The sequence below is a fragment of the Telluria sp. AIW5 genome, from assembly GCF_056680575.1.
Window position 1 is genome coordinate 4292041 of the sequence record NZ_CM155289.1, and the last position, 21603, is coordinate 4313643.

18 protein-coding genes are annotated in these 21603 nt (G+C 64.0%); 12 read left to right on the forward strand and 6 right to left on the reverse strand.

Features of this window, described 5'->3' with window-relative positions:
- Window positions 1–4: 4 nt before the first annotated feature.
- Entirely contained in the window at window positions 5–478 is a 474-nt protein-coding gene (locus tag AC1MEM_RS18970; protein ID WP_499473120.1) for a hypothetical protein, read from the forward strand.
- Here the strand turns inward: AC1MEM_RS18970 and AC1MEM_RS18975 are convergent.
- On the reverse strand, window positions 459–1601 hold the full coding sequence (locus AC1MEM_RS18975) for an acyltransferase family protein (protein ID WP_499473122.1): 1143 nt from the start codon (window positions 1599–1601) through the stop codon (window positions 459–461). The two genes, AC1MEM_RS18970 and AC1MEM_RS18975, sit on opposite strands and share 20 nt — an antisense overlap.
- Window positions 1602–1706: 105 nt before the next feature.
- On the opposite strand from AC1MEM_RS18975, the gene AC1MEM_RS18980 reads away from it, so the two are divergent.
- The 4 genes from AC1MEM_RS18980 (at window position 1707) to AC1MEM_RS18995 (ending at window position 8099) form a co-directional block, all read left to right on the forward strand.
- Window positions 1707–2681, forward strand: coding sequence for a M14 family metallopeptidase (locus AC1MEM_RS18980; RefSeq protein WP_499473124.1), 975 nt, complete (start codon window positions 1707–1709; stop codon window positions 2679–2681).
- A 154-nt stretch (window positions 2682–2835) separates the two neighbouring features.
- Window positions 2836–6618 (forward strand): hypothetical protein, encoded by a 3783-nt coding sequence (locus tag AC1MEM_RS18985; RefSeq protein WP_499473126.1) that lies wholly within the window; start codon window positions 2836–2838, stop codon window positions 6616–6618.
- Window positions 6619–6861: 243 nt separating this feature from the next.
- The gene (locus tag AC1MEM_RS18990; RefSeq protein ID WP_499473128.1) at window positions 6862–7110 is read left to right on the forward strand and encodes a DUF3297 family protein; all 249 of its coding nucleotides are present in this window, start codon (window positions 6862–6864) and stop codon (window positions 7108–7110) included.
- A 320-nt stretch (window positions 7111–7430) separates the two neighbouring features.
- On the forward strand, window positions 7431–8099 hold the full coding sequence (locus AC1MEM_RS18995) for a hypothetical protein (RefSeq protein WP_499473130.1): 669 nt from the start codon (window positions 7431–7433) through the stop codon (window positions 8097–8099).
- Between the two features lie 122 nt (window positions 8100–8221).
- Here AC1MEM_RS18995 and sugE read toward each other — a convergent pair whose 3' ends face one another.
- Window positions 8222–8542, reverse strand: a complete 321-nt coding sequence (gene sugE / locus AC1MEM_RS19000; RefSeq protein WP_499473132.1) for a quaternary ammonium compound efflux SMR transporter SugE — start codon at window positions 8540–8542, stop codon at window positions 8222–8224.
- A 157-nt stretch (window positions 8543–8699) separates the two neighbouring features.
- Here sugE and AC1MEM_RS19005 point away from each other — a divergent pair, with 157 nt between their 5' ends.
- From AC1MEM_RS19005 to AC1MEM_RS19030, 6 genes are all read left to right on the forward strand, one after another.
- Window positions 8700–9761 (forward strand): alkene reductase, encoded by a 1062-nt coding sequence (locus AC1MEM_RS19005; protein ID WP_499473134.1) that lies wholly within the window; start codon window positions 8700–8702, stop codon window positions 9759–9761.
- A 290-nt stretch (window positions 9762–10051) separates the two neighbouring features.
- Window positions 10052–12712, forward strand: coding sequence for an aminopeptidase N (gene pepN / locus AC1MEM_RS19010; protein WP_499473136.1), 2661 nt, complete (start codon window positions 10052–10054; stop codon window positions 12710–12712).
- A 3-nt stretch (window positions 12713–12715) separates the two neighbouring features.
- On the forward strand, window positions 12716–13408 hold the full coding sequence (locus tag AC1MEM_RS19015; RefSeq protein ID WP_499473138.1) for a hypothetical protein: 693 nt from the start codon (window positions 12716–12718) through the stop codon (window positions 13406–13408).
- Window positions 13409–13608: 200 nt separating this feature from the next.
- Window positions 13609–14475 (forward strand): endonuclease/exonuclease/phosphatase family protein, encoded by an 867-nt coding sequence (locus tag AC1MEM_RS19020; RefSeq protein ID WP_499473140.1) that lies wholly within the window; start codon window positions 13609–13611, stop codon window positions 14473–14475.
- A 178-nt stretch (window positions 14476–14653) separates the two neighbouring features.
- The gene (locus tag AC1MEM_RS19025; RefSeq protein WP_499473142.1) at window positions 14654–15064 is read left to right on the forward strand and encodes an acyl-CoA thioesterase; all 411 of its coding nucleotides are present in this window, start codon (window positions 14654–14656) and stop codon (window positions 15062–15064) included.
- Between the two features lie 143 nt (window positions 15065–15207).
- The gene (locus tag AC1MEM_RS19030) at window positions 15208–16455 is read left to right on the forward strand and encodes a right-handed parallel beta-helix repeat-containing protein (protein ID WP_499473144.1); all 1248 of its coding nucleotides are present in this window, start codon (window positions 15208–15210) and stop codon (window positions 16453–16455) included.
- A 29-nt stretch (window positions 16456–16484) separates the two neighbouring features.
- Here the strand turns inward: AC1MEM_RS19030 and arsC are convergent, their stop codons facing one another.
- Window positions 16485–16832, reverse strand: a complete 348-nt coding sequence (gene arsC, locus AC1MEM_RS19035) for an arsenate reductase (glutaredoxin) (protein ID WP_499473146.1) — start codon at window positions 16830–16832, stop codon at window positions 16485–16487.
- A gap of 190 nt (window positions 16833–17022) precedes the next feature.
- Between arsC and AC1MEM_RS19040 the strand changes: the two genes are divergently transcribed.
- Window positions 17023–17649, forward strand: a complete 627-nt coding sequence (locus AC1MEM_RS19040; protein WP_499473148.1) for a 1-acyl-sn-glycerol-3-phosphate acyltransferase — start codon at window positions 17023–17025, stop codon at window positions 17647–17649.
- Window positions 17650–17715: 66 nt separating this feature from the next.
- Here AC1MEM_RS19040 and AC1MEM_RS19045 read toward each other — a convergent pair whose 3' ends face one another.
- The 3 genes from AC1MEM_RS19045 to AC1MEM_RS19055 all read right to left on the reverse strand — a co-directional run bounded on the left by AC1MEM_RS19045 (window position 17716) and on the right by AC1MEM_RS19055 (window position 21446).
- Window positions 17716–19551, reverse strand: a complete 1836-nt coding sequence (locus tag AC1MEM_RS19045) for a DUF1302 domain-containing protein (RefSeq protein WP_499473150.1) — start codon at window positions 19549–19551, stop codon at window positions 17716–17718.
- Between the two features lie 12 nt (window positions 19552–19563).
- Complete coding sequence (locus tag AC1MEM_RS19050; protein WP_499473151.1) at window positions 19564–19701, reverse strand: hypothetical protein; 138 nt, start codon at window positions 19699–19701, stop codon at window positions 19564–19566.
- Between the two features lie 98 nt (window positions 19702–19799).
- Window positions 19800–21446 (reverse strand): SulP family inorganic anion transporter, encoded by a 1647-nt coding sequence (locus tag AC1MEM_RS19055; protein ID WP_499473153.1) that lies wholly within the window; start codon window positions 21444–21446, stop codon window positions 19800–19802.
- Between the last annotated feature and the right edge of the window lie 157 nt (window positions 21447–21603).

Here is a 21603-nt window from a genome sequence, read left to right on the forward strand (position 1 = left end):
TTCCATGCCGCTGATTCCCGTCCTGCTCGACCTGCTGGCGCGCGCCAGCTTTGCGCTCGGCTTCGAGACGGTCGACCGTTTTCCGTCGCATCACGTCCATGCGCGCACGCACTGGGACCGGGCCTACTTCGATATCGCCTCGGACCTGAAGCCCGACGCCATCGAGCGTGCGCTGTGCGCCTCGATCGCGAATACGCCCTCTGTCTTCGCCCACATCGCGAACCCGACGCCGGCCATGCAGCGCACTTTATTGGGCGTCATCGATAGCCGCTTGCGCCGTTCCTGCGGCGCGCCTTCCGACCTGGTGCTGCTGCTGGTCGAAGCTTACCGCAGTCCGTACACGATCGAAGCGCGGCCCGGCCTGCGTGCGGCAATCGAGGCCAGCTCGGGACAGGAAGCGCGCGAACGCGTGCACGCGGTACTCGCTTTCCTCGGTGCGATGCCGGCGGCGTTCGACGTCATTGAGGCGCGCGAGTGAGCGCGGGGCGCGCCAGGTTGCTCGGCACATAGCGCTCGCGCAGCATCATGAACGGCGTTTCCACCAGCCGGTACAGCACCCATCCCGCAAGCACGGACAAGGCCAGCAGGACGACGATGGCAAGCGGCGCCTGCGGGCCGTAACCGAGGTCCTGCACCCGGCCGGCGGCGATCTCGCCGACACCGCGGTGGGTCAGGTAGATCGCATACGACCAGGCGGCAAGCGGCCCGGCGCCGGGCACGCGCAGGTCGCGCAGCAAGGAACGCTGCGACAGCGCGGCCAGGATCAGGAGGCCGAAGCCGAGCCCCAGCAGCGGGTATCCGAAGACAGTCGCCGCGAAACCGTAGTGATTGTCGAGGAACAGCCAGAAGGTGGCGCCCAGCACCGCCACGCCCGCCGCCAGCGCGCGATTGCCGTGGCTTGTCATGCGCGCCCACAGGCCAGGATGGCGGTTCTTCACCAGCGCCAGCGCGACACCGGCCACCAGTTCGTCTAGGCGGCATAAGCTCGCGTAATAAATGAGCTTGTAATAGAAGTAAATCCCATACTCGTGCGCATCGACCTGCCCGGACCAGAGCCCGGCACGCAGCAGCATGCCGGCTGCGATCACGCAGGCGACGAAGGTCCAGGCGCTGGCCATCCGCAGGCGCAGCGCGGCCCCCAGCAGCGCGAGCGCGGGCAGCAGCACATAAAATTGTTCCTCGACCGCGAGCGACCAGCTATGCGAAAACGCCGTGCCCGGCGCCAGCCCCAAGTTCTGCGTGAAGGTCAGGTAGCGCCACAGGGGCGCGAGCGGCGCCTCCTCGCCCACGGCGGGCCACATGAAATACAACGCCAGCACGACCAGGTAGTTCGGCAAGGTGCGCAGCAGGCGCCGCGCGTAGAAGGACGCCAGGGACAAGCCGGCGTCCGTTTTCAGGGCAGCGAAAATCTGGTTGCCGATCAGGTAGCCCGACAGCGCGAAGAACAGGTCGACCCCGGCCCAGCCGATCTGCCCGACCCAGCCGAAGGTATGGTCGTCGTTCGAGACGAACAGCGTGTAATGGTGCAGCACGACCAGCGTGACGGCGAGCGCGCGCAAGGTGTCGAGGCCGTGCAGGCGGACGCTGCGGGACTGGTTCATGGGATTCCGACAAGTGATGGGTGGCGGATCATGCCACGCCCTCTCCGCGCGTGCCATCTTTTCCCGATAAAATGGCGGCACCGATATTTCTTTGGATCACCACGCATGGCTTCCGCACCGAATCTGCAGTTCAAGTTTGTCAACTATACCGGCCTGGAGCAGGGTCCGAGCGTGATCATCATGGGTGCGACCCACGGCAACGAAACTTGCGGCACCGAGGCGATCCGCCGCGTCATGGCGGAACTCGACAGCGGCGAGCGCAAGATCGCTGCCGGCAGCGTCACCTTCGTGCCGATCGTCAATCCCCTCGCTTATTTCAAGAACGAGCGCAACGGCGACCGCAACCTGAACCGCAACCTGTTCCCGAAGGATGAGCCGCAGGATTTCGAAGACCAGGTCGCCAACTGGCTGTGCCCGCTGCTGGCCCAGCACGACGTGCTGCTCGACCTGCATTCCTTCAACGCCGCGCACGGCGAACCCTTCGTGATGGTCGGTCCGGTCAACAACGACGGGCCGCTCGAGCCTTTCGTGCATGCGGAGAAGGAACGCGCGCTGGCGCGCCGCCTCGGCGTGCGCCGCTTCGTCACCGGCTGGATGGCGGCCTACGGCGGCGGCGTGCAGCGCCGCTCGCGCGGCAACGCGGCGGAGCTCGAAACCGTGCTGCGCTACGGCGTCGGCACCACCGAATACATGCGCACCACGGGCGGCTACGCCCTGACCCTCGAATGCGGCCAGCACGTGGATCCACAGGCCCCGCAGGTCGCCTACAACGCCATTGTCAACACGCTGGCCTTCCTCAAGCTGATCGAAGCGCCCGAGCCGGAACCGGTGCCCTTCGAGGAGATGGAAGCGCTGCACATGGTGGCGGTGTACGACAAGCTCGACGCGCGCGACAGCTTCTCGCGCGCCTGGGCCAGCTTCGATCCGGTCGCCGAGGGCGAGCAGATCGGCACGCGCGCGGACGGCGCGCCGGTGCTGGCGGAATTCAGCGGCCGCATCCTGTTCCCGGATGCCAAGGCGGGGGCGAATTCGGAGTGGTATTACCTGACGCGGGCCAATCCGGAATTCGGGCGCGGGTAAGCGGGACTAGAAGAGCGAAATAATTTACTATTGGCAATATATCAAGATGCCATTTTCGCTATTATGGCAGGAGAACAACGAGTGTCGTTGAGAGGCATAAATCGATCTTGACAAACCCTGTCAACAACTTCTACAGGCGGAGACCCGCTAACTAATGTTTGATATCTCACCCGATGACATACTCCGACTGGACGATGTACAACTTCGTGAACTTATCGCTCGCCTAGTAGAGGCAGATGCCCAAGCTCATGGGTACTCGTCACTGCACGTAACTTGGGGAGGCAATCAAACAGCAGCAGACGGCGGATTAGATGTTCGCGCCGCGTTACCTTCTGACGCACGGTATTGTGGCCCGGGGCTCCCCAAGCCTCATACAGGCTATCAAGTTAAAAAGCCTGATATGGGACCATCCGCCATTATTGATGAGATGCGGCCAAAGGGAAAGCTTCGGTCAGTCATCCAAGACCTAGCAAAGGACGGAGGCGCATACATCATAGTTAGTTCAACCGGTACGACTGCCGAACTACGCCTAGAAGAGCGACGCCAAGCAATGCGTGACGCCTTAAAAGACTGCAGCGACGGCCAGAACTTACATACTGATTTTTTTGACCGAACACGTATTGCAACTTGGGTTCGTAGTCATCCTGGTCTGATTCTTTGGGTTCGTAGTGTTGCCGGACGAGAGATTCATGGCTGGCATTCCTTCGATCGATGGAGTCATCCTCAAGGGTATGACAAAGGACCTTATTTGCTCGACAATCGCCTGATTGTCAGCATAGGAAGTCGCGGGGCCGCCCAATATACCGCTGCTGAGGCGATATCGCGTCTCCGCGAATTGCTGAACCGTCCTGGGCAGGCCGTCAGGGTGGTTGGGTTATCGGGCGTAGGTAAAACTCGGTTTATTGAAGCGCTCTTTGAGCCGCAAATCGGCCAGCAAGCACTCCCGACATCATCGGCCGTTTATACGGACTTAAATTTAAACCCAACTCCGCAACCCGTTACGCTCGCAAGTTCGCTGATTGCACAACGCCAACAAGCGGTCCTAATTGTCGATAATTGCGGCAGCGACTTGCATGCAGCGTTAGCGAGAACGTGTGCGCATCCGAATAGCCGCCTCAGCATTATCACCGTTGAGTATGATGTGCGCGAAGATTTACCCGAAGAAACAGCGATCGTTACGATTAACGCGGCGTCAATTAAGTTAATAGAGGAGCTAGTCCAACGCCGACATCCAAGCCTAGCTAAGACAGACGTTGAGATTATTGCTAACGCGGCAGACGGCAATGCGAGAATTGCGTTAGCAATTGCGGGGACGGTTCGTGCCTCTGATAATCTAACGAGCCTAAGCAGCGCTGAACTATTTGACCGACTGTTTTGGCAGCGGCATGAAAAAGACCGCTCTCTTCTACAGGCCGCGCAAGTTCTCTCTCTTATATACTCCTTTGATATCAGCGGTCCTGCCATCGACCGGGGAACGTCAGAGCTAGCGCGGCTCGGCAGTCTCGTCAAGCAAGACGCAGACGAGCTACTAAAACATATTGCTGAGATGAGACGTCGCGAGCTAATTCAAGAGCGTGACCACTGGGCTGCAGTGCTCCCACATGCTCTCGCCAACCATCTAGCAAGAAGAGCGTTGCAGGAAATCCCTGCAAGTCGGATATATCAACAGGTTACCGAAAATAGTAATTCGCGCTTACTATGCTCTTTAACGCGGCGCCTCGCATATTTGAATGACCATCCCGTCGCCATTCAAATTTGCACATCCTTAGTCCAGCCTGGCGGGAAATTCTCGGAGATATATAAATTAGGGACTGACGAAATCAAGGCGTTGGAAGACGTGGCTCTGGTTGTGCCGAACCAAGTGTTATCTGCAATCGAGCGGGCGGCAAAAGAGAATGACCTACGTGACCCAAAAACCTTCGATTTACTATCACTAATACAACTACTCGCGATAAACCAAGACCTATTTGATCGGTGTATTTCCTTGCTTGAAGTAGCTTTGATCAGTAAAAATGAGGCTCTATCTAGCCGCGTTCGTAAAGTCTTGTTGTCGTTCTATCAAGCCACTGATCCACAAACAAGCGCTCCCACCGAAATGCGGCTCATGCATATTCTTCGATGGCGCAACAGCGAAGATCGTACTTTAAAAGATCTATCGGAAATGGCTCTTGGACAAGCGCTCTCGACTGAGTCATCAAGGACAAGGCCTTCAACACATACCCTGCACCCGCTGATTCGGCGCCCTCGTCAGCTAACCGATATCGAATACGTTAGCTGGTATCGGAAAAGTTTGGAAGCAACCAAAAACTTTCAAAATGAGGCAGGGACGCAGGCTTCATTCGTCTGCGCACAGCTGGCTGAGAGCTTTGCGGCACTTTGGACGCTCCCTGATTTACGCGAAGATCTCGTCGCATACATGGTTGAGTGCGGATCAGGCAAAATTTGGCAGGAGGGTTGGGCTGCTTGCTATCGAGCGTTGCATCGATTCGAGGCTGATGAAACTGCTGAAGCACAACTGCGATCGCTAATAGAAAAATTCGGCCCCACGGGCGTGGTTAACGAAGTACTCGAAATTTCGTTATCGACGACATTAAGTTCGCGGGATAAGCTACGTCCAGAAACATATACTGCTCAAATGGAGCGGCTTGACAAGATAAGCGAACAACTTGGTAGAAAAGTTGGAGCGCAACCTGACGCTATCGAAAACCTGGCAATCATACTTTTGCGTTTTGGGCCTTACGCCTACACGTTTGGTCGCGGAGTAGGCGCCTCAGCAGCCGACCCAGTCAAGACATGGAAGATTCTTACTGAAGCTTGGGCCACTGTTCCGCCGAGCGAACTAAATCCGACGTTTCTACAGGGCTATGTCAGCTCAATGATCGATCGTGGTGAACTGGTTACCGAACAATGGCTTGATGATATCCTAGGCAATAGCACGCTAATCTCAGCATTACCCGCACTAACAAGTACAATTGGATGGGACACTTCAGGAATTGCGCGGCTTTTAAATTTGCACGATAAAAAATCCATTCCACTAGAACAGTATCGTCACCTTTACAATGTTCCAAAATCAGGGCCATCGATACTCGTAGACGCTGCCGAGGTAATAACGAAAGTCGCAATGGAGCCTAAAGGATTTGCGGTAGCCGTAGACGTAATTCTCACATGGATCGCGATGGTCCGAGAGCGCCGGTCGAGCTGCGATCTAGACTTTGGAGATTTATGCCGCACCGTCCTAAGTTATGCAGATTTTCGAGAATACACGGACCCGCTGGACATCGGCACTGCCGACTTGGCAACATACGCTTTAGAGCGTAACGAACCAGACACCGAAGCGCTAATAAAAGTTTTGGTTCAAAAAATTTATGCCAGCAAAGATACGGATGCTTCATACCATGGATCGCGTGACGAGACTCTTCTAGTGATGTCGCAGTTGCAGCCTCATTCACTACTTTCGGCGCTTTACGATACTGATGACGAGGGTCGCGCTAACGCTGTGCAAATGATGAACGATGTGGAATATGAGAGCGATCATCCGGGCAGAGCACTAGCGCCGGACGATCTGATTTCCTGGTGCAACATAGATTCCTCGTTGCGTTACGATTTCGCACTCACGATTGTGCCTGTAGTTGAGCCAGCAGGAGAGCGTGGGCGAATGCAGTTGACGGCACAAGCACGGTCAATATTGAAGCACTCCCCCTTACCGAAGAATGCGCTCGTCGGTATTATTAGGCGTTTATTACCTCACTCTTGGGCTGGTTCAAGCGCGGCCGTTATTGAAGTTAACTCGACAGCTCTTGACGAGGTACTCAATATGTTTGACGAAGAGTTCCAAGTCTTTGCTAAGTCAGCTAAGGCAGAATTGCTGGCTGGAAATTACGATGAACGACGTAAGGACACCGCGTACCAACGCCAAAAAAACGAAAGGTTCGAGTAAAAATCTGTTCGTCGCGCAAGTGCTAGACACGTTGTACGTCCTCGACGATGAGCCGACTTAACTGCACCATTAAATCAACAGCAACTTTTTTCTTGCTTCAGAAGCATGTTGTGGCTTAATTGAGCAACTCTACAGAGAAGAACTTGGCGCGTGACATCGTTCGTACGCCATGTTTCTTCTCACTACTAGCAGTTCTTATTCGCGCCGTTGTCCCCGCCCGCGTTCTAGTGGATAATTCGCCCCATGACTGATACCGCCACCCTCCCCCCACTCCCAGACCGCCTCTCGATCGACCCGAGCAGCCCTTTCCACAACCGCGACGTCTTCCAGAACGACATCGGCATCCGCTTCAACGACAAGGACCGCCACGACGTCGAAGAATATTGCCTGAGCGAAGGCTGGATCAAGGTCGCCGCCGGCAAGACCCTCGATCGCAAGGGCAAGCCGATGCTGATCAAACTGAAGGGCAAGGTCGAGGCGTTCTACCGCTGATCGATCGGGCCGGTGGCCCAGGCCTGGCCGGCGCCTTCCACCATCACGTTTGTCGAGCCGGGCGCAGCTGCTGCGCCGGCTCCTGCCGTTTGCCGGACGACTCGGCTACGTCTCCCCGCCTGCCTCCAGTCCCCACGGATTCCCCTGCCATCTGCCGACCCGCGGATCCGTCGGCGCGCGCTGTTACCGCACCGCAACAGATCAACTTCGCGGCGGCGATAGCGCTTGCCTGCTCCAATACGGAACAATATGATGGCGGCTCTTGGTTGCAGTACGGCAACTCCCGCACTCACCGCCCTCCGTGGCTATTTGGAATTCAGATGAAAGTAACGACACTTGTCTCGACCCTGCTGATCGCCCTGACAGCGGCCGGAACCGTCCAGGCGCGCGAGATCGCCACGACGTTTGCGCTCGGCACCACCGGCCTCGGCCTGCATGTCGCCACCCCGCTGACCCGGCAGCTGAACGCACGCATCGGCCTGAACGTCGCGAGCTATTCGTACGACGGCAACACCTCGGACATGGACTACGATTTCAAGCTGAAGCTGAAAACGGTCGATGCCCTGCTCGACTACCACCCCTTCGACGGCGTGTTCCGCGTCACCGGCGGCGTCGTCTACAACGGCAACAAGATCGATGCGCGCGCCAAGCCGAACGACGGCACCTACACGATCAACAGGGTGGTCTATAGCACCGCCGCCGTCGGTGACCTGAGCAGCAAGATCGACTTCCGCAAGGCCGCGCCTTACCTCGGCATTGGCTGGGGCAACGCCGTCAGGGAAGCAGGCTTCGCCTTCGGCATGGACCTGGGCGTCATGTTCCAGGGCACGCCAAAAACCCAGCTGGCCTCGAACAATTGCACGGCAGTGGCGATCGTGTGCTCGCAACTCGTCAGCGACGTGGCTGCCGAAAACGTCAAGCTGGGCGAAGAAGTGAAAGACTTCAAGCTGTACCCCGTGATCCGCGTCGGCGTCAGCTACCGTTTCTGACGCGAACGGCTGGGGTCAGGTCTGACATTTAGACACGGGCTCAACGATAGCCGGCCGCGTAAGGCAGAGGTCGTGTCCGAATGTCAGACCTGACCCCAGTTCTTGTTTTCGCCTGCCTCGACTCAGGCCGGCGTCAACAGCTTCAGGCCCGCGATTCCGAGCGCGATCAGGCCGATCGAGCCGATGCGCAGCGCGCCGGCGGGCTCGCCCAGCATCATCATGCCGAACACGGCCGTGCCGATGGTGCCGATGCCGGTCCAGACGGCGTACGCCGTGCCGAGCGGCAGGTGGCGCAGGGCCAGGCCCAGCATGCCGACGCTGAGCGCCATGGCCAGCAGCGTCAGGACAGTCGGGACCGGCTTCGTAAAGCCTTCCGTGTACTTCAGGCCGACCGCCCAGGCCACTTCCAGCAGTCCCGCCACCACCAGGTAAATCCAGCTCATTACTCGCTCCCGCGGGACTTGCCCGGCTGACAAAAATTGGCCCGCAGTATAGCACCGCGCCCGGTCCAGCCTGCCTCGGCGGCCAAAACGCGGCGGCCCCGGCAGGAATCCGGTGCATCCCGTAAGATGCCCCGACTGACACGCATGAGGAATGAGAATGACCACTTTATTTGACCCGATCAAGATTGGCGCCTTCGAGCTGCCGAACCGCATCATCATGGCGCCGCTGACCCGCGCCCGCGCCATCGGCCCGGACCGCGTGCCGAACGCCCTGATGGCCGAATACTACGTGCAGCGCGCCAGCGCCGGCCTGATCCTGTCGGAAGCGACCTCGGTCACGCCGATGGGCGTCGGCTATGCGGACACGCCCGGCATCTGGTCCGACGAACAAGTGGCGGGCTGGAAGCAGATCACCGAGGCCGTGCACGCGGTCGGCGGCCGCATCGTCATGCAGCTGTGGCACGTCGGGCGCATTTCGGACCCGGTCTTCCTCGACGGCGCCGCCCCGGTATCCGCCAGCGCGGTCAAGCCGGCCGGCACGGTGAGCCTGGTGCGCCCGAAGCGCGAATACGCCACGCCGCGCGCGCTCGAAACCGATGAGCTCGCGGGCATCGTCGCGGCCTACCGCAAGGGCGCCGAGAACGCGAAGAAAGCCGGCTTCGACGGCGTCGAGATCCACGGCGCCAACGGCTACCTGCTCGACCAGTTCCTGCAAGACAGCACCAACCAGCGTACGGATGCCTACGGCGGCTCGATCGAGAACCGCGCGCGCCTGATGCTCGAAGTGGCCGATGCCTGCATCGCCGTCTGGGGCGCCGACCGCGTCGGCATGCACCTGGCGCCGCGCCGCGATGCGCACGACATGGGCGATTCGGACCCGGTCGCGACCTTTGGCCATGTCGCACGCGAACTGGGCAAGCGCGGCATCGCGTTCATCTTCGCGCGCGAAGCCGTGGGCGAGGACAGCCTGGGTCCACTGCTGAAGAAGGAATTCGGCGGCGCCTTCATTGCCAACGAAAAGATGACGGTCGAGACCGCCGAGCGCCTGCTGACGGCCGGCAACGCCGACGCCATCGCCTTCGGCTTGTGGTTCATCGCCAACCCCGACCTGCCGCAGCGCCTGCAGCAAGGTGCGCCTTTGAATCCGCTGCGTCCGGAAGTGATCTACGGTAGCGGCGCCGAAGGCTATACGGATTACGCGGCCTTGCAACAAGCCTGATCGACGTCATGAAAATCCGGGGTCAGGTCTGACATTTAGACACGGCCTCAACGATACCAAGCCGAGTAAGGCAGAGGTCGCGCCAAGGCGGGAGTCCGAATGTCAGACCTGACCCCAGCTCTGTTTATTCTCCGCGCCGAACGGCGCCCGTATTGACAGCATATGTACGGAATATGCATGTCTCCCGGCGGCGGCGTTTTCCCCTGTAATTGCCCTTGCGCTCATGCTATTCTTGCGCGATTCGCAAGGTGCGCCGGTTGGCGGTGCACACACAATAACAGGGACACATCTTGACTATCTTTGCACCACGCGCGATGACGCTCGCCGTCGCGACCGCTTTTGCCGCATCCGCATTTTCCTTCAGCAGCGCACAGGCCGCCGCATCCACTCCCCGTGCCGAGAACGCTTTCCTTTCCCAGCAGGATGCCGCCGCCCGTTCGGCGCGCGTGTCGAACGTCGATTACGCCCTCGAATTCACGCTGACCGGCAAGGAATCCTTCAGCGGCGTCACCACCGCCAGCTTCGACCTGAATGACAACGGATCGCCGCTGACGATCGACCTCGACAAGGCGACCGTGAAATCGGTGACCGTCAACGGCAAGCAGGTGCAAACCCAGTACAACAACTGGTTCGTCACGATCGCGGCCGCCGACCTGGCGAAGGGCCGCAACACCGTCGTCATCGCCTACGATCGCCTGCACAGCACGAACGGCGAAGGCCTGCACCGCATGGTCGACCCAGTCGATAACCGGGTCTACACTTATTCGCATTTCGAGCCGGCCGCCGCGCACCAGATGTTCGCCGTCTTCGACCAGCCCGACCTCAAGGCGACTTACCAGGTCACGACGACCGCGCCCGCCGACTGGCAGGTCGTCTCGACCACGCGCGAGACGCGCATCGAGGACGCCGGCACAGCCAGGCGCTGGATCTTCCCGAAGTCGAAAAAACTGAGCCCGTACAACTTCTCGCTGCACGCGGGCCCGTATAAAGTCTGGGAAGACAAGAGCGGCAAATACCCGATGCGCCTGCTGGCGCGCCAGTCGGTGGCCTCGCAAGTCGCGCCCGAAGACTGGTTCCGCTACACGAAGGCCGGCCTGGCCTTCTTCGACGGCTACTTCGGCGTCGACTACCAGTTCGAGAAATACGACCAGCTGCTGGTGCCCGACTTCCTCTACGGCGCGATGGAAAATGCCGGCGCGATCACCTTCGCCGAGGGCGGCTTCCTGCACAAGGCGGCCATGACCGATGCCCAGCGCCAGTCGCTGGCCTCGGTGATCATGCACGAGATGGCGCACCAGTGGTTCGGCGACCTCGTCACGATGAAATGGTGGAACGGCCTGTGGCTGAACGAAAGTTTTGCGTCCTTCATGGGCACGCTGGCAACGGCCGAGGCGACCGAGTTCAAGGACGCCTGGCAGCACTTCTACTCGACCGGCAAGCAGGCCGCCTACGCGCAGGACCAGAAGTCGAACACCCACCCAATCGAGGTGCCGGTGCCGTCGACCGCGAACGCCTTCGACAACATCGATGCGATCACCTATTCGAAGGGCGCCTCGACCCTGATGCAGCTGCGCCACCTGCTGGGCGCCGACGTGTTCCGCAAGGGCGTGCACAACTACCTGGTCAAGTATTCCTTCCAGAACGCGAAACTCGACGACTTCATCGGCAGCCTGGGCGAAGCCGCGGGCCGCGACCTGTCGGGCTGGACCAAGGAGTGGCTGTACGAGCCGGGCGTGAACACGATCGCCGCCAACTTCACCTGCAGTGGCGGCAAGATCAGGAATTTCACGCTGCACCAGACAGCGCCCAGCAAGGCGCTGCCGACGCTGCGCGAACAACGCGTGCAGGTCGCGACCTTCAAGGTCGAGGGCGACAAGCTGGTGGCGCTGCAAAACGTGCCGGTGACCTATGCCGGCGCCACGACCAACGTGCCCGCCCTGAACGGCGCGGCTTGCCCGGACCTGGTGTACCCGAACTACGAAGACTGGGGTTTCGTGAAGGTGCAGCTCGACAAGCGCTCGTTCGAGACCGCGCGCGCCAGCCTGTCGAAAGTGGACGACGCGCTGCTGCGCACGATGCTGTGGCAGAGTCTGTGGGACGGCGTGCGTGACGGCAAGCTGCCGCTGAACGAATTCATCAAGACGGCCCTGGCCAACGCGCCCCAGGAAAAGGATTACACCCTGCTGGGCGACGTGCTGGGCAAGGTCGGCATGGCAGCGCACTACCTCGACGCGATGGGCCTGCAGTCTCGCTGGGCGCAGCAGACCCGCGCCGCGCTGGAAGACATGGCCTGGAAAGGCACGCTGGCGAACAAGGGTAACGACAACTTCCAGCGCCGCTGGTTCAACACTTACCTGGGCCTGGCCAGCACGCCGGCCGCCCTCGACCGCCTGGCCGGCATCCTGGCCGGCAGCGTGAGCGTCGATGGCCTGGCGATCAACCAGGACCTGCGCTGGGCCATCATCGCCCGCCTGAACCGCTACAACCACGCGGGCGCCGCCGCCCTGGTCGAGCAGGAAGCCGCGCGCGACAAGTCGGACAGTGGCCAGGCCGCGGCACTCGCCGCCACCGTCGTGCGTCCGGACCCGCAAGTCAAGGCCGAGTGGCTGGGCACGGTCGAAAACCTCAAGACGGCGCTGCCGTTCTCGAAGATCCGCACGGCGATGCACAGCCTGTATCCGACCGAGCAAAAATCGCTGGCCGAACAGACCGCTGCCCGCCGCCTGGCGCAGCTGCCGGCGATCGACAAGGCAGCCGGTCCGGTGTACATGCGTTCGTATGCCGGAGCGCTGATTCCGACCGGCTGCACCCCTGCCAGCGTCCAGCGGCTGAGCCAGGCCGCGGCCACGATGAAGGAGCTGTCGGCCGGCACCCGCCGCGCCCTGCTCGACGCCCAGCAGGAAGACCAGCGCTGCGTGAGCATCAAGCAGGCCATGACGGCGCCGAAGTAAGCCGTGCAGCGCGGCGGCGTTGCGACCTACCAGGGCGCGCGGCCGTGGACGCCGCTCGCGCTGACGCTGGGCCTGCACCTGCTGCTGGTGCTGGCCTGGTTCAGCGGCGCGCGCGGCGATATGGCGCGCGACCCGCCGCCGCCCGCGTCGGCCTTCGTGCTGCTGCAACCCTTGGCCCTGCCGAAACCGGCGCCGCCGCCGCCTTCCACGCGGGTGCGCTTGCCGGCGCGGATGGGCCCGCCTGCTTCGCCCACTGTCGTTACGCCCCCCGTCGCGCAAGCGCCCGACGTGTCCCCGCCGTCGTCCGCCCCCGCCCCCGCCACCGCCAGTGTCCCGCAAGACCCGACGCCTGCTGCCCTGCCCGGCGACCTGCTCGCCAGCGCGAAGGCGATGGCGGGGCGGGTCGACCGCGCGCTGCGCAAGGGCGCCAGCGTCATCACGGCCGAACCCGACCGCAAATGGGAACGCTTCGCCGAGGCCGTCGCGGCCGCACGTACGGGCGGCCCCAACACCGTCACGCTCGACAGCTATACGGAGGCTGACGGCGTCATCGTCTACCGCAAGACCGTCGGCGACCGGGTCAGCTGTTACCGCAGCGGCAGCGTCGGCGGCCTCGCCACCGGCTTCGGCGTGGCCGACGGCCATGGCGCCAGCAAAACGACCTGCCCGACCGGCGTCAGCTGGACCCGCCATTAGACGCAGCCGGTAACGGCAAGGCTGCGCGCGCCGTTCCCGCGCGCTTTCATGGCGCCTTGCCTTCAGGGCAGCACCCTCGGGGCTTCACCTTCAGGATTGGATGCGCCGGGAGCCGAATCGGTTCGGCGCGCACGGCTGACCTGGATCAGACTGCGCAGGCAGGCGCGCCTTAGCCTTGGCGGATCGTTGAAAGGAGCGCCATGCCCAGCTTCGTCACCTGGAATATCCAGTCGGCCCGCACGCGTGCCGACGGCCTCGATCCGGGCCGCATCGTGGCCGCGCTCGACCGCTTCGCCGATGCCCATGTACTCTGCCTGCAGGAAGTCGCCGCCGGCTTCAGCGACCCCGACGGCACGGCCAGGGGCGACTGGTTCACGGCGCTGGCGGCGCAGCTGCCCGGCCACCAGTTTGCCGCGCTGGCGCCGCTCGACAGGTTCTCGCGCGAGGGCGCACACGAGCGGCTCGGCAGCGTGATCTGCTCGCGCTATCCCATGCTGCAGGTGCTCCGCCACTCGCTGCCCTGGCCGGCCGATCCGGACCAGCCCTCGATGCCGCGCGGCGTGCTCGAGGTGACGCTGGCCGCGCCCGGCGGCGTGCTGCGCGTGCTGTCGGTGCACCTCGAGTATTTCTCGCTGCCGCAGCGCATGGCCCAGGTCGGACGCCTGCGCGAGCTGCACTGCGAGGCCCTGGGCCACGTACGCCACCCTGCGCCCGGCCTGCCCGGCGGCGGCCCGTTTGCCGCCCTGCCGCGCGCGGCGCCGGCCATCCTGCTCGGCGACTTCAACATGCTGCCCGGCTCGCCGGAATACGCGCGCCTGCTCGCGCCCTCCGACGCCCGCATGCCCGGCCTGTGCGACGCCTGGCAACTGGCGCATCCGGACGAGCGCCACGCGCCGACGGTCGGCCTGCACAACGAGGCGCCGGGCGCCCGGATGCCGTTCACCTTCGATTACGCCTTTGTCACGGCCGACCTCGCGGCACGGGTGCGGCGGCTGCGCGTGGATGGCCTCGATACCGGGTCGGCGCACCAGCCCCTTGTGCTCGAACTCGATGACGCCCCCGGGTAGCCGCCGGCAGGGCGGCAGTCAGCGGGCCGGCAAAACGCGAGCGGCAAGCCGACGCGACGGCGAGCCCGCCCTCCGGCTAGAATGAGGTTTTGCCGACGCCGCAGCCGTCATTGCCGCCGGCGCCACGCACCGTGCCCGAGAAGGACCTGAATTGACCTGGGATTACCCGCAACCCTACTTGCTTTCCCTCGCCCCCGGCGCCGGGGATATCGATGGACTGAACCACACGAACAATGCCGTCTACGTGCGCTGGTGCGAGCAGGTCGGCTGGGCGCATTCCGAGTCGCTCGGGCTCGGCATCGAGGATTACCGGCGCCTCGACCGCGCGATGGCGATCCGGCGCGGCGAATACGATTACATCCTGCCCACGCTGCTGGGCGAGGCACTCACTTTGGCAACCTGGCTCGTCGGCGGCGACGGCAAGCTCTCCATGGAACGCCGCTTCCAGCTGGTACGCGCCAGCGACGGGGCGACCGTGCTGCGCGGGCGCTGGGACCTGGTCTGCATCGACATCAGCGGCGGCCGGCCGCGGCGCATGCCGCCCGAATTCCTCGCGGCCTATATGCCCCAGGTCGTGAACGGCAAATGAGGCTGCCCGGCCCACGCTGACCCATGCATGGGCTTGCGCGACACGCGTTGCGTGCGCTCAAAGGCAAACTTGAGCAAACCGGGCCGGGTGACGTTCGGGCCGGGTGACACTGCACTGGTGTCCGCCGCCCACGAGGTCTCGCCATGTCCGGTTCCTTGCCCTTGCTCTTGTCCCTGACGCGGGCCGCCAACCCGCTGCTCACAGCCGTGTTCTGCGCCATCGTGCTGGTGCTCGTGCTCAATGGCTGCCGCCTGCGCGAAGGGTCCTCCGAACAGCAGGTCATTCCGGAAGTCGTGCGCACCAACCTGTTTGTCGCGCCGGGCGGGTCGGACGCCAATCCCGGCACCCAGGCCGAGCCTTTCCGCACGATCGCACGCGCGGCCCAGGTCGTCACGGCGGGCACCACGGTGTACGTGGCGCCAGGCCAGTACACGGGCGGCTTTCGCACCAATGTCAGCGGCAGCGCCGAGGCACGCATCATCTTCGTCTCGTCCGAGCGCTGGGGCGCGAGAATCGTCCCGCCGCTCGACTCGCGTACCACCAGCGCCTGGGACAACCGCGGCAGCCACGTCGACATCATCGGTTTCGAGATCGACGGCTTCCAGTACCAGAGCGGCACCAAATGGCTCAGCGGCATCTACAACGGCGGCGCGTACAACAGCATCCGCCACAACCACGTGCACCACATCGCCGTCGACCTCGCATGCGAGCCGACCGGCGGCTCGGGCATCGGCGTGGACAGCTATTACAAGGGCAAACAGGTCGATGTCGTCGGCAACAACGTGCACGACATCGGGCCGGCCGATTGCCGCTACCACCACGGCATCTATGTCGGCACCCAGGCGCGCATCCGCAGCAACGTCATCTACCGGGTATCCGGTGCCGGCATCCACCTCTGGCACGACGCCGAGCATGTCGACATCACGGGCAACACCGTGTCCTCCTCCGGATCGGGGATCGTCGTCGGCGGCGGCGACTTCTATTACACGAAGGGGCCGAACGACAATACAGTTGTCGCCAACAATATCGTCTTCGACAACAAGCGCGGCATCCTCGAGGAGGGCGCCACCGGTCCCGACAACCGTTTTGTGAACAACCTGGTATTCCAGAACGAGGCGAGCGACTGGCGCCTGGCGCCCGGCCGCAGGCATGTCGGAACGGTCGCGGCCGAACCGGGCTTCGTCGAGTACAGCCGCACCGGCACGCCGGATTTCCGCCTCAGCAGCCGCTCGCCCGCGATCGGGCGCGGGATCGCGGTCGATGCGGCGGAACCCGACTTCGAGGGCAAGCCGCGCAGCACGGCCACCGGTTTCGATATCGGCGCCTTCCAGCACGAGCAGGTGCCGGACGCGGAGTTGCAGTCCATCCAGGAGGCGGACGCGACGCGCTAGCCGCGGCCCCGGCCTGGCGGGGAAACGCCCTACAGGATTTCCCGCACCGTTTCCGGCGGCCGGCACAGGCGCACACCCTTGGGCGTGACCACGAAAGGCCGGTTCATCAGCACCGGATGCGCCAGCATCGCATCGATCAGGACATCGTCGTCCACGCCCTCGGCACCCAGGCCGAGTTCGGTGTACAGGCTTTCCTTGCTGCGGATCGCATCGCGCGCGCGCAAGCCGGCCGCTGCCAGCATGCGCACCAGTTCCTCGCGCGCGGGCGGCGTGGCAAGGTAGTCGACAATGCGCGGCTCGAGGCCGGCCTCGCGGATCGCCGCCAGCGTATTGCGCGAGTTACTGCAATGTGGGTTGTGGTAGATCGTGATGTCCATGATGATCAAAATGACGAACAAGGCGCCATGATACGGCCCGGCCTTGCAACAGACCAGTTTTTTTGCTTGTCGCTCTTGCCCTAGCGCTATAAAATCCGTCGCTTTTCCGCAAGGTATTGCTTCCTTGCGCGAGCAGTAGCCAGCATACCCAGAACAAGACGGCCGCCCGATGGCGCACGACGGAGAAACGATGAGCGACACCCTGATGCATCCTGCGGCCCTGCCCACCTGGGGCCAGCGCGCCTCCTTGCGCCTGCTGAACATGATCGGCTGGAACCTGCATTACCGGCCCCTGCCCGGCCCGCACGGCATTGCCGTCGTCTACCCGCACACCTCGAACTGGGATTTCCTGATCGGCCTGCTCGGCAAGTGGGCGCTTGGCCTGCCCTTCAGCTGGCTGGCCAAGGATTCGCTGTTCAAGGGTCCGCTGGGCCCGGTGATGCGCTACTGGGGCGGCGTGCCCGTCGACCGGCGCGCCCCCATGGGTGCGACGCGCCTGCTCGCCGAACGCATGCTGGGCGAACCGTGGTGCTGGGTGGCCATTACCCCGGAAGGCACGCGCAGCTACCGCCCGCACTGGAAGAGCGGCTTTTACCATCTCGCGATGGCCGCCAGGGTGCCGCTGGTGCTGGTGTACATCGACTACAAGAAAAAGGAATTGGGCGTGGTCGACATCGTGCGCCTCAGCGGCGACCAGAAGGCCGACATGGCGGCGATCGCCGCCGTCTACCAGGACCGCCATGCCCTGAATCCACAGGACGCGGCCCCGATCAAGCTGGCCCCGCCCCACATCGGCCCGGATCGCCGCAAGGCCTGATCCCGCATTGCTGCGTCGGCCCGTGCCTACGCACACGCTGCCGTACCGGGGCGCACCGGGTTCCTTCTAAAAGCGCACCCCGACGGCGAGCGCGGCGAGGTCGCGGTCGGCGACCTGGTTGTAGTCGCCGCCCCAGTTCGGTAGCCAGGACAGCTCGAGCAGGTAGCGCCGGCGGTATTCGAAGCGCAGCGCCAGGTTGGCCGTCTTGCGGCCTTCGTTGAGCAGGAAGTCGCCGGCCCAGCCTTTCAGGTCGTGCGCAAACGTGATGCTGGCGCTGCCCGCCAGCCCCTCGGCCAGCGCCGCCATGCGGGCCTCGAAACGCAGGCGGTAGCCGTAGCTGTTCGTCGTGGCATAGCCGCGCAGGCTGCACTGGCGTTCGGGATTGCCGGTGGTGACATTACACGCGCCATTCACCGTCCCGACGCCGAAGATGTCGGCGCGGCCATACCGCCTCACTGCCTGGTCGGGCAGGCCGGACACGTGCTTGCCGACGATTTCCGCGCTCGCCGCCAGGATGGCTTTCCCGGCCTGCCATTCCCGCCCTGCCCCGAGCTGCAGCTGCGACATGGCGTACAGGTCATAACCGTGGAACAGGCCGCCCGGCGGCACCGCGTTGGCGCTCGCGCGCAGCAGGGCCGGTACGTTCGCGTTGAGGAAAGGCGGCAGCACGTCACCCGGCGCCAGCATGAAGGGCACGCGCGGCCGGTAGGAGGCTTCGCCGTAGAAGGTGGTGCGCTCGCGCTTGTGGGCGAAGGTGAGCGCCGTGATCGCCAGGTTTTCCACGTACTCGGTGAAATAGGCCATGTTGCGCCCGTCCGGGTCGCCCGCGACCAGGGGCGCCCCCCCGACCCGGGTGCTGCGGCGCAGGCTCGGCAGCGCAGTGCGCGCGTTGTAGCGTGCGTGATAGAGGCCGAGGTCGAGGCCCGGCCCCGACTGCGCCGGCTTCCAGGTGAGGCCCAGGCCGTATTCGCCCTTGTCGACCGCGGGCGTGGGCAGGCGCTTCATCGTCGCCCCGAGCGGGATCCTTGCGCGGTCGTTGACCGCCGGCTGGCCCGACATCACGAAGTCGCAGCCCTGCGTCAGGTAGTCGCTCAGCGACCACAGGGTGCCGCACATGTCGATCGCGGTCGGGGTATGGCGCGGCTGGTAGTACGCCTCGACGCCGATGGCCGGGTTCAGGTCGATGCGGCCGGACAGCATGGCAGCCGGCACGCGCATCTCCTGCGGCACAGCCCCTGCCCGGTGCAGTGCCGGCAAGTCCCTTGCATCCAGGGCTTCCAGGCCGCCCGGGGTACCCGCCATGCCGGGACGCTCGCCCCAGCCCAGGCTCTGCCGCCCGAGGCGGGCCGTGTAGCGCAGCGAATCCGGCCCGCCCTGCGTGGCGTACTGGAGCCACGCGTCGCCCAGCGCCACGCCGGAAAAACGCGACAGCCGCGGCGCGCCGGCATCGCCCAGGGGCGCATCGACCGCATAGCCGTTGGCGACGTTACCCCAGGGCCGCTTGCGGTCGGCCAGCGCCAGGTCGTGCCAGGCCTTGATGCGCACCAGTGCCGACCAGGCGCCTTCGCGCGCGTTCACGTCCAGGTAAGCCTTCAGCGCGGTGGAGACCGCGTCGCCGCGCGCATAATTCATGTTGGCGTCGTCGGCATTGCCGCCGCTGCCGTAGCCTTGCAGGCCAATCGCCGCGGCATTGACGCCGGTGAGCAGTTGCGGATCGCGATCTTCGAGCCGCAGCACGGAGCCGAAGCTCAGGCGTCCACTCGTCTTGAAATCGACCGCCTGCGCGGCCGGCAAAGCGGCCGCCGCCAGCGCCAGCAACGCGCCGCCGCGGGAAAGCGGATGGGAAAGGAATTGTCGTGTGCAGGTTCCGGCGCCGTGCCGGGGAGCAGAAGGCGAGTCCATGGCGCAGCCGCCTCAGACGGCGCCGCGCGCCGGCATGCGGCGCTGGACCATCAGCTCGGCCAGCGCGGCGGCGAGGAAGACCAGGAGCGGGCCGCCGTTGAGCCCGACGATCCAGAGTAGCGTAGCCAGCACCATGCACGCGAACGTCATCAGGCGATCCATCGCAGCCTCCTTGGCCTTGGTTGTCCACCCATCCTGCCATAGGCTTTGCGCTACCTCAATGCTCAGTGCATAACCCAGTCCGTATTTCAGTCCATCGGCGCGCCGGCAGACAATTCGTCCCAGGCCATCGCCGTGCTCAGGAACAGCTTGCCGTTCAGCGCGCTTAGCAGCTCGCTGTGTTTCAGGCGGTCCATCACCGGCCCTTTCACCTCGGCCAGGTGCAGGCCGATGCCGCGTCCGCGCAGCATGCTGTTCAGCTCGGCGAGCGCAAACAGGGCCGAGGTATCGATCGCATTCACGGCCGACAGCACCAGCACCAGGTGGCGCGTGGCGGGATGGGCCGCCAGTTCGTCCTCGATGCGTTCGTTGACCGCCTCCGCGTTGCCGAAGAAGAGCTGGGCGTCGACGCGCAGCAAGAGCAGGCCGTGGGCGGTGTCCGCGCTGTGGCGTTCGATATTGCGGAAGTGCTCGGTGCCCGGAATGCGTCCCAGCACCGCGATGTGGGGCCGGCTGGCGCGCCAGATCAGCGCCCCCATCGACAAGGCGACGCCCACCACCACGCCGGCCTCGACGCCCAGCGCCAGCACGCCGGCGGCGGTCGCCACCAGCGCGGCGGCATCGGCCCGGTCGTAACGCCAGGCGGTGCGCAAGGTGGTGGTGTCGAGCATGCCGAGCACGGCCACGATGATGGTCGCGGCCAGGGTCGGCAGCGGCAGCAGCGCCAGCCAGCCGGTCGGCGCGACCAGGGCCAGCGCGAGCAGGCTGGCGGTGATCAGGCTGGCGAGCTGGGTGTTGGCGCCGGCCGCGAAATTCACGGCCGAGCGCGAAATGCTGCCGGTGACGGGAAAGCCGCCGGTCAGGGCGCTGCCGAGGTTGGCCGCGCCGAGGCCGATCAGTTCATGGTTGCTGTGCAGTTTTTCGGCGCGTTTGAGGGCCAGGGTCTGGGCCCCGGACATGCTGATCAGGAAGACCATGAAGCCGATCAGCAGCGCCGGCTGCAGCAGCGCCTGCCAGTGCGCGTTGGAGATCGCGAACGTGAACATCGGCAGCCCGGCGGGCACCGCGCCCGTGGTGCGCACCCCGAGCGCTTCCAGGCCCAGCAGCGGCACCAGCGCGGTCGCGCCCAGCACCACCACCATCGGCGCGAGTTTGGCGCCAATGTCGGCCAAGGAAGCACTCAAACCCAAACGCCGCAGCAGCGGCGCGAGCAGGCTTTTCGCCAGCAGCAGGAGCAGCAGGGAGGCCAGGCCAAGGACGGCGCTCGGCAGGTGCAGCGACGGCAGCTCGGCGCCGAGCAGCGCCGGCAACTGGCCGAGGGCGATGACGATCGAGGAGCCGATCGTAAAGCCGCTCATCACCGGGCGCGAGAAGAAATTGGCGATGAAGCCGATGCGCAGCAGGCCGCAGGCCAGCAGGACGGCGCCGGACAGCAGGGCCAGCTGGGCGGCCAGGGTCGCGTACAGCGGGGTGCCGCTGGCGGCGAGCGGGGCCAGGCTGGAGGCCGTCATCAGCGAGATGATCGCCATCGGCCCGACCGACTGGGTGTTGCTGGTGCCGAACAGGGCATACAGCGCGGGCGGCACGATGCTGGCGTAGATGCCGACGACCGGCGGCAAACCGGCCACCAGGGCGTAGGCCATGCCTTGCGGGATCATCATCATCGCCACCACGACGCCGGCGCTGATGTCGCCAGGCAGCATGGCGCGCCGGTAGTGCCTCAACCAGTGCAGCATTGCTCGTCCGTTTCAAAAGGCGCAAGGGTAGCACGGCGGGGGCGTGGTGGCCGCGATTCCGAGCGGCATGCCGGTGACAATAGGGCTGTTGCCTGTGGGGTCATGGGTATGCACGATCCGCATGGGCACAAGTGCCCATCCTACGGAAAACGCCGCA

Coding starts and splice junctions, on each gene's coding strand:
- AC1MEM_RS18985 (WP_499473126.1), top strand. CDS start 2,836: ATGTTTGATATCTCACCCGATGACATACTCCGACTGGACGATGTACAA.
- AC1MEM_RS18980 (WP_499473124.1), top strand. CDS start 1,707: ATGGCTTCCGCACCGAATCTGCAGTTCAAGTTTGTCAACTATACCGGC.
- AC1MEM_RS18990 (WP_499473128.1), top strand. CDS start 6,862: ATGACTGATACCGCCACCCTCCCCCCACTCCCAGACCGCCTCTCGATC.
- AC1MEM_RS18975 (WP_499473122.1), bottom strand. CDS start 1,601: ATGAACCAGTCCCGCAGCGTCCGCCTGCACGGCCTCGACACCTTGCGC.
- AC1MEM_RS19005 (WP_499473134.1), top strand. CDS start 8,700: ATGACCACTTTATTTGACCCGATCAAGATTGGCGCCTTCGAGCTGCCG.
- AC1MEM_RS19045 (WP_499473150.1), bottom strand. CDS start 19,551: ATGGACTCGCCTTCTGCTCCCCGGCACGGCGCCGGAACCTGCACACGA.
- AC1MEM_RS19050 (WP_499473151.1), bottom strand. CDS start 19,701: ATGACGTTCGCGTGCATGGTGCTGGCTACGCTACTCTGGATCGTCGGG.
- arsC (WP_499473146.1), bottom strand. CDS start 16,832: ATGGACATCACGATCTACCACAACCCACATTGCAGTAACTCGCGCAAT.
- AC1MEM_RS19055 (WP_499473153.1), bottom strand. CDS start 21,446: ATGCTGCACTGGTTGAGGCACTACCGGCGCGCCATGCTGCCTGGCGAC.
- sugE (WP_499473132.1), bottom strand. CDS start 8,542: ATGAGCTGGATTTACCTGGTGGTGGCGGGACTGCTGGAAGTGGCCTGG.
- AC1MEM_RS19030 (WP_499473144.1), top strand. CDS start 15,208: ATGTCCGGTTCCTTGCCCTTGCTCTTGTCCCTGACGCGGGCCGCCAAC.
- AC1MEM_RS19040 (WP_499473148.1), top strand. CDS start 17,023: ATGAGCGACACCCTGATGCATCCTGCGGCCCTGCCCACCTGGGGCCAG.
- AC1MEM_RS18970 (WP_499473120.1), top strand. CDS start 5: ATGCCGCTGATTCCCGTCCTGCTCGACCTGCTGGCGCGCGCCAGCTTT.
- AC1MEM_RS19020 (WP_499473140.1), top strand. CDS start 13,609: ATGCCCAGCTTCGTCACCTGGAATATCCAGTCGGCCCGCACGCGTGCC.
- AC1MEM_RS18995 (WP_499473130.1), top strand. CDS start 7,431: ATGAAAGTAACGACACTTGTCTCGACCCTGCTGATCGCCCTGACAGCG.